This window comes from Metabacillus sp. KUDC1714 (assembly GCF_014217835.1).
Lineage (GTDB): Bacteria > Bacillota > Bacilli > Bacillales > Bacillaceae > Metabacillus > Metabacillus rhizosphaerae.
Map to the genome: position 1 here is coordinate 2,045,362 of NZ_CP055263.1, position 7,139 is coordinate 2,052,500.

General features: G+C 36.2%; 9 protein-coding genes (1 of these 9 running past the window's edge). All 9 read left to right on the forward strand.

Annotated elements, in window-relative coordinates:
• Positions 1-150 precede the first annotated feature (150 nt).
• A complete protein-coding gene (locus HUW50_RS09625; RefSeq protein WP_185653866.1) occupies positions 151-1,569 on the forward strand; it encodes an anthranilate synthase component I family protein in 1,419 nt (472 codons plus the stop codon).
• A 10-nt stretch (positions 1,570-1,579) separates the two neighbouring features.
• Entirely contained in the window at positions 1,580-2,167 is a 588-nt protein-coding gene (gene pabA / locus HUW50_RS09630; RefSeq protein ID WP_066333410.1) for an aminodeoxychorismate/anthranilate synthase component II, read from the forward strand.
• A gap of 1 nt (position 2,168) precedes the next feature.
• A complete protein-coding gene (gene pabC / locus HUW50_RS09635; RefSeq protein ID WP_066333407.1) occupies positions 2,169-3,029 on the forward strand; it encodes an aminodeoxychorismate lyase in 861 nt (286 codons plus the stop codon).
• 15 nt (positions 3,030-3,044) lie between these two features.
• Positions 3,045-3,896 (forward strand): dihydropteroate synthase, encoded by an 852-nt coding sequence (gene folP, locus HUW50_RS09640; RefSeq protein WP_066333401.1) that lies wholly within the window; start codon positions 3,045-3,047, stop codon positions 3,894-3,896.
• The gene (folB, locus tag HUW50_RS09645) at positions 3,889-4,251 is read left to right on the forward strand and encodes a dihydroneopterin aldolase (protein ID WP_066333597.1); all 363 of its coding nucleotides are present in this window, start codon (positions 3,889-3,891) and stop codon (positions 4,249-4,251) included. Before folP ends, folB begins: the two co-directional genes overlap by 8 nt.
• Positions 4,248-4,775: a 2-amino-4-hydroxy-6-hydroxymethyldihydropteridine diphosphokinase gene (gene folK / locus HUW50_RS09650; RefSeq protein ID WP_066333397.1), complete on the forward strand. Its 528-nt coding sequence runs from the start codon at positions 4,248-4,250 to the stop codon at positions 4,773-4,775. Before folB ends, folK begins: the two co-directional genes overlap by 4 nt.
• Positions 4,727-4,930 (forward strand): helix-turn-helix domain-containing protein, encoded by a 204-nt coding sequence (locus tag HUW50_RS09655; protein WP_066333393.1) that lies wholly within the window; start codon positions 4,727-4,729, stop codon positions 4,928-4,930. Before folK ends, HUW50_RS09655 begins: the two co-directional genes overlap by 49 nt.
• A gap of 27 nt (positions 4,931-4,957) precedes the next feature.
• Positions 4,958-5,959 carry a tRNA dihydrouridine synthase DusB gene (gene dusB / locus HUW50_RS09660; protein ID WP_066333389.1) on the forward strand — a complete coding sequence of 334 codons (1,002 nt, stop codon included), beginning with the start codon at positions 4,958-4,960 and terminating at the stop codon, positions 5,957-5,959.
• Positions 5,960-6,094: 135 nt separating this feature from the next.
• Positions 6,095-7,139 carry the 5' portion of a lysine--tRNA ligase gene (gene lysS / locus HUW50_RS09665; RefSeq protein WP_066333379.1) on the forward strand. 455 nt of this gene lie beyond the right edge of the window, so only the first 1,045 of its 1,500 coding nucleotides appear in the window; it begins with the start codon at positions 6,095-6,097; the stop codon falls past the right edge of the window.

The window sequence follows — 7,139 nt, forward strand, 5'->3', positions numbered from 1 at the left end:
CCTCTTTTCTTTATATCATTATATGCATTGAGGATTGCAGCATACTAAAAGCACTAGGTCTTACATTTTAAATAAAATAATAAAATCATTATGGTTTCTCCCGTACATTTATGTAAAATGTAAGTAAGAGTTTTAAAGGAGAGATTTGTCATGCAGCAACGAAGGGCATCTTTAAGCATAAGTTTTGATTATAAGGGCAACTTTTTTGACCAATATAAGTATTTAACAAGAGATGAAGATCAGCATGCATTTTTGGAAAGTGGTCGAGGTGGTAGATACAGTATTGCTGGTATAAGACCGATTGCTACTGTAAAGGGAAAAAACCATCAGCTTTTCATTACTGATAAGCAAGGGATGAGTGTTTTAGAAGGGGAGCCGCTTGATCTTTTTCAAAATTGGTTTCGTCAATTTCAAACGATAACAGATCCAAGCCTACCAGATTTTCAAGGTGGTGCGATTGGCTTTATGAGCTATGATTGTGTTAGGTATTTCGAAAAGCTACCTAGTGTTGCAGTTGATGATTTAGAAACGCCTGATTTGTATTTTTTGCTTTTTGATGATGTTGCTGTTTTTGACCATCACACATCCAAGCTCTGGTTGATCACACATTATTATGATAAGCAGGAAGAACAGACTGCCCAAGCGAAGTTGGAAAAGATGAAGGATAATTGGACTAATAGGCCGAATATACAAAAACATGTAAATGAAGTACACAATTCAGCTATGAAAGAACCAATTACCTTCTCTAAAGCCTCTTTCATGAAAGCAGTTGAAAAAATTAAACAATATATTTCTCAAGGTGATGTGTTTCAAGTGAATTTGTCTATTAGACAACACTTTCAATTAGAAGGTAATTATCCACTTGAGATCTATGAAGTATTGCGAAAGCTTAATCCTTCTCCTTATATGGGATATTTGCATTTTCCTGAGTTTCAAATTGTGAGTGGATCACCTGAGCTATTGGTGAAAAAACAAGGTAGCTCCGTAAGTACCCGGCCAATTGCTGGGACAAGATCTAGAGGCAAGAATGAAGAAGAGGATACAAGACTTGCAAATGAATTAATTAAAAATGAGAAGGAAAGAGCCGAGCATGTCATGCTTGTTGATTTAGAGAGAAATGATTTAGGAAGAGTTTGTGAGTATGGATCTGTTCATGTGGATGAATTTATGGTCATTGAGAAATATTCACATGTTATGCATATTGTTTCAAATGTAAAAGGGAATTTAAAAAAAGAAGCAAATTATGCAGATGTTATCAAATCGACCTTTCCTGGTGGTACAATAACAGGAGCACCTAAAGTGAGAACGATGGAAATAATTGAGGAGCTGGAACCTACAAGGCGAGGAATTTATACAGGTTCCATAGGTTGGATTGGCTTTGATGAAAACATGGAGCTAAATATCGTCATCCGTACGTTACTGGCTAAAGATGGTTATGGGTATGTACAATCTGGAGCAGGTATTGTTATTGATTCTAATCCAGAGTATGAATATAAAGAGTCTTTAAAAAAGGCAAGAGCTATGATTAAGGCAATTGAGTTGAGTAAAGAAGAGAAAATATTAGGCTGAGGTGAGTATAGTGATTTTAATGATTGATAATTATGATTCTTTTACGTTTAATTTAGTGCAATATTTGGGTGAACTTGGAGAAGAGTTGATAGTAAAACGTAACGACGAAATCACCATTTCGGAAATTGAAGAGCTAAATCCGCAATTTCTAATGATTTCTCCAGGACCATGTAGTCCAAATGAAGCAGGGATTAGTATGGAAGCAATTGAGTATTTTGCTGGGAAAATTCCTATATTTGGCGTGTGTCTCGGTCATCAATCCATTGCTCAAGTATTTGGTGGGGATGTTGTGCGTGCTGAACGATTAATGCATGGAAAAACATCAGAGATAAACCACAATGGAGAAACATTATTCAAAGATATGGACAATCCTTTTACAGCAACACGCTATCACTCGTTAATTGTGAAGAATGAGACATTGCCGGATTGCTTGGAGGTAACAGCTTGGACAGATGAAAATGAAATTATGGCGATCCGTCATAAAACATTGCCTATCGAAGGTGTTCAATTTCACCCTGAATCAATTATGACTTCATTTGGTAAAGATTTATTAAAGAACTTTATCAATCAATATAAATTAGTAGAAAAGAGTTCGTAACGTGTATATATATTGCAACTCAAAGTTTATTAAAGATACTGAAGCCACGATTTCTCCATTTGATCATGGCTTTCTTTATGGCTTAGGAGCCTTTGAAACCTTCAGGATGTATAGAGCTTTCCCTTTTCTTCTCCATGACCATTTAACTAGGCTGCAACATGCCTTGGACGAGCTAGAAATCTCGTATAGGATTGACGCTGAGTACGTTTATGAAATGCTTCAGAAACTGCTACGGTTAAATCATCTTGAGGAAGAGGATGTTACTGTCCGTTTAAATATTTCTGCAGGAAACGGCGAGGTAGGTAAGTTTTTGCAACCGTATAATCATCCTACTGTTCTTTGTTTCTTACGTAAGGCACCCCCAATCCGGAATGCAGAAAAAAGTACTGCAATTTTACAGTTGCGTAGAAATACACCGGAAGGGACGCATAGGTTAAAATCCCATCACTATTTAAATAATATTTTAGGGAAGCGTGAATTACGAGAGTCTCCGGATATGGAAGGGATCTTTTTAACTGAACAAGGGTATGTTGCAGAAGGGATTGTTTCAAATATTTTTTGGGTGAAAGAAGGTATTGTATACACCCCTTCAGTAGAAACAGGTATATTAAATGGGATTACTAGACAATTTGTCATAAAATGCTTGGATAAGCTTGGGATTCCAATTCGCGAAGGATTTTACTCGAAAAAAGAATTATTAGATGCAACAGAAGTAATGATTACAAATTCTTCTCAAGAGGTTGTTCCAGTAAAGAAAGTGGATGAATATGTTTTTGAGGGCAATAATGGAATAATTGTACAGAAGATCAGTGAGTTATATTGCCATTATCGGTCGAAACTATTAAGTATAGATCAGTTGTAAAGGATTGAATAAAAAATGAAATTTGCAACAAAACAACAAACAATTCAATGTGGGAAATATACCCTTGATTACAGTGGGAAAACTCAAATAATGGGGATTTTAAATACAACACCTGATTCCTTTTCAGATGGCGGTAAGTATGTCGATATAGATAAGGCTATTTTTCATGCTAAGGAAATGATTAAAAATGGTGCTGATATTATTGATATCGGGGGAGAATCAACTAGGCCTGGGTTTGATCCAGTATCAGTTGAACAGGAAATAGAACGGACCATACCGGTAATTCGTAAGCTTTGCAAGGAAATAGATGTACCGATCTCTATTGATACGTATAAAGCTGAGGTTGCTAAGCAAGCCATTGAAGCGGGTGCAACAATCATCAATGATATTTGGGGCGCAAAGGCAGATCCTGATATGGGTAAAGTAGCTGCGACATATGATGTACCAATTATCCTTATGCATAACCGACATAATCGTGACTATGATCAATTAATTCCAGATATGATTGTTGATTTAATGGAGTCAGTTAAGCTTGTAAAGGATGCTGGAGTAAAGGATGAAAAAATTATTCTAGATCCGGGCGTAGGTTTTGCAAAAACGATGGATGATAATTTACTTGTGATGAGACATTTAGATTCTTTTGTTCAGTTAGGTTATCCTGTATTATTAGGTACATCAAGAAAATCTTTTATCGGATATGTTTTAGATTTACCTCCAACTGAACGACTGGAAGGAACAGGTGCAACCATTTGCTTAGGGATTGAAAAGGGATGCCAAATTATCCGAATTCATGACGTGTTAGAGATGTCAAGGATGGCTAAAATGATGGATGCAATGCTTGGAAAAGGGGGGCAAGATCATCGATAAAATTCATTTAAATGGTATGGAGTTTTATGGGTATCATGGTGTTCTTAGGGAAGAAAATAAACTTGGTCAAAGATTTAGAGTTGATTTAACTGTAGAATTAGATTTGAAAAATGCAGGGGAATCAGACAATTTAGAGCATACTGTAAATTATGCATCACTCTATAATTGTTGTAAAAAAATTGTAGAAGGTAAACCATATAAGCTTGTTGAGGCAGTTGCTGAACAAATTGCCAAGGAAATATTAGCGGATTTTAACATTGTTCACTATTGTACGGTAAAAATGATAAAACCTGATCCGCCAATTCCAGGTCATTATAAAGAAGTAGCTGTTGAAATCAAAAGGGGTAGGACATGAAAGTAGAAGCATATGTTGCACTTGGATCAAATATGGGAAACCGTGAAGGATTTTTAAAAAAAGCTATTCGAAAGTTGCATCTTCACCCTTCGATACATGTAGAAGATATTTCCTCAATTTATGAAACTGATCCAGTTGGCTATACAGATCAAGATGAATTTTTAAATATGGTGATTAAGATAAACACTGATCTTTCAGCATTTGAACTATTAAATGTGTTGCAAGAAACCGAAATATTTCTTGATCGAAAACGTGAGGTGAAATGGGGTCCTCGAACATTAGACCTTGACATTTTGCTTTATAATCATGAAAATATTGATGCAGAGCATCTTATTGTTCCACACCCAAGAATGCATGAACGTGCCTTTGTTTTAATTCCTTTGTTTGAACTAAACAAGAACATCTGCATTCCTACTATAGAAGAACCACTTTCATCTATCATAGATCAATTACAAGATAAAGAAGGAGTACGAATATGGAAGCAGAAAAATGGGGTAGACGTATTCGCGCTTTTAGAAAGTTAAAAGGCTTTACCCAAGAGAGTTTTGCGAAGGATCTTGGTGTTTCTGTTTCTGTTCTAGGTGAAATAGAAAGAGGCAATCGTGAACCCAACAAAAAATTTATTGAAGAGGTAGCTAAAGCTCTTAATGTATCAGTAGAAGAGCTAACCCCAAATTAAACAATAAAAGGAAAGGAGGTTAGAAGTATGTTTAAAATTGGTGATATCGAATTAAAAAATAGAGTCGTATTAGCTCCAATGGCTGGTATATGTAACGCAGCCTTCCGTTTAACGGTTAAAGAATTTGGTGCTGGCTTAGTTTGTGCAGAAATGGTCAGTGATAAAGCAATTTTATTTAATAACGCAAAAACAATGGGTATGCTTTATATTGATGAGCGTGAAAAACCTTTAAGCCTACAAATCTTTGGTGGCGAGAAAGAAACACTAGTAGAGGCTGCTAGATTTGTTGATAAAAATACAACAGCTGATATTATAGACATAAATATGGGGTGTCCAGTCCCGAAGATAACGAAATGTGATGCAGGTGCAAAATGGCTATTAGATCCGAATAAAATCTATGATATGGTTTCTGCTGTGGTTGAAGCTGTAGAGAAGCCAGTAACAGTAAAAATGCGCATGGGCTGGGATGATGAGCATATTTATGCTGTTAGAAATGCCCAAGCAGTTGAACGGGCAGGTGGTAAGGCAGTAGCAGTACATGGACGTACACGAGTACAAATGTATGAAGGGACTGCAAATTGGGATATCATTAAAGAGGTAAAGGAATCTGTAAATATTCCGGTTATTGGGAACGGTGATGTTACGACACCGCTGGACGCTAAGCGTATGCTTGATGAAACAGGTGTAGATGGAGTCATGATTGGTCGTGCTGCATTAGGAAACCCTTGGATGATTTATCGTACAGTTAAGTATCTAGAAACTGGTGAATTATTGGGTGAGCCAGGTGTACGCGAGAAAATGGAGGTTTGTAAACTCCACTTAGACCGTTTAATAGCTCTTAAAAATGAGAATATAGCAGTCCGAGAAATGAGAAAGCATGCTGCTTGGTATCTTAAGGGTATTAGAGGTAATGCGAAAGTAAGAAATGAAATTAATTTAATGAACACAAGAGACGAACTTGTTACACTATTAGATGAGTTTGTTTTAGAAATTGAAGCAAAGCAAGAAAGTGCTAGTCAAGTGGGATAAGTAATAGGCGAGATTCAGTGGGAAACCCCATTTTATGAATTCTCACTTTATTGGTTAAACGTTATGTTGTTTTACTGCCAGTATCCCCTGGCAGTTTTCTGCTTTTTATTTAGTAAACAATAGGAGTTGTTAATTATGAGTCACGATGAATTGAATCAAGAAGAATTAACTGACCAGCTAAAGGTAAGACGTGAGAAACTACATACTTTAAAGGAAAAAGGATTAGACCCATTTGGTAAACGCTTTGAAAGATCTCATCAAACAGCTGATATTCTTGCTTCATATAACGATTTTGATAAAGAAGAACTAGAAGAAAAGGCTGTTTCTGTTACGATAGCGGGTCGTATTATGACTAAGCGTGGAAAAGGAAAAGCGGGTTTCGCACATATCCAAGATTTATCTGGTCAAATTCAAATCTATGTTCGTAAGGACGCAATTGGTGAAGATGCCTATGAAATTTTTAATACAGCAGATCTTGGTGATATTATCGGTGTAACTGGTGTTGTGTTTAAGACACAAGTTGGAGAGTTATCGATTAAAGTAAAGACCTTTGAACTATTAACGAAATCCCTAAGACCATTACCAGATAAATTCCATGGTTTAAAGGATATTGAGCAACGTTATCGTCAAAGATACGTAGATCTTATTATGAGTCCTGAAAGTAAAAAAACTTTTATTACTCGTAGTAAAATTATTCAAGCAATGCGTCGTTATTTAGATGACCAAGGATATTTGGAAGTTGAAACACCTACTATGCATGCAATTCCTGGTGGTGCTTCTGCTCGTCCATTTATAACTCATCACAATGCATTAGATATGCCTTTATACATGCGGATAGCTATTGAACTTCACTTGAAACGTTTAATTGTTGGTGGATTAGAAAAAGTATATGAAATTGGGCGCGTATTTAGAAATGAAGGTGTTTCTACACGACATAACCCTGAGTTCACAATGATCGAACTTTATGAAGCATATGCGGATTATCAGGATATTATGTCATTAACAGAAAATGTTATTGCACATATAGCGAAAGAGGTATTAGGTACAACGACTGTTCAATATGGTGACTACGAAGTAAATCTTGCGCCTGAATGGACTAGACTTCATATGGTAGATGCTATTAAGGAATATACAGGTGCTGACTTCTGGAAAGAGATGACTATTGAAGAGGCGCGCAACC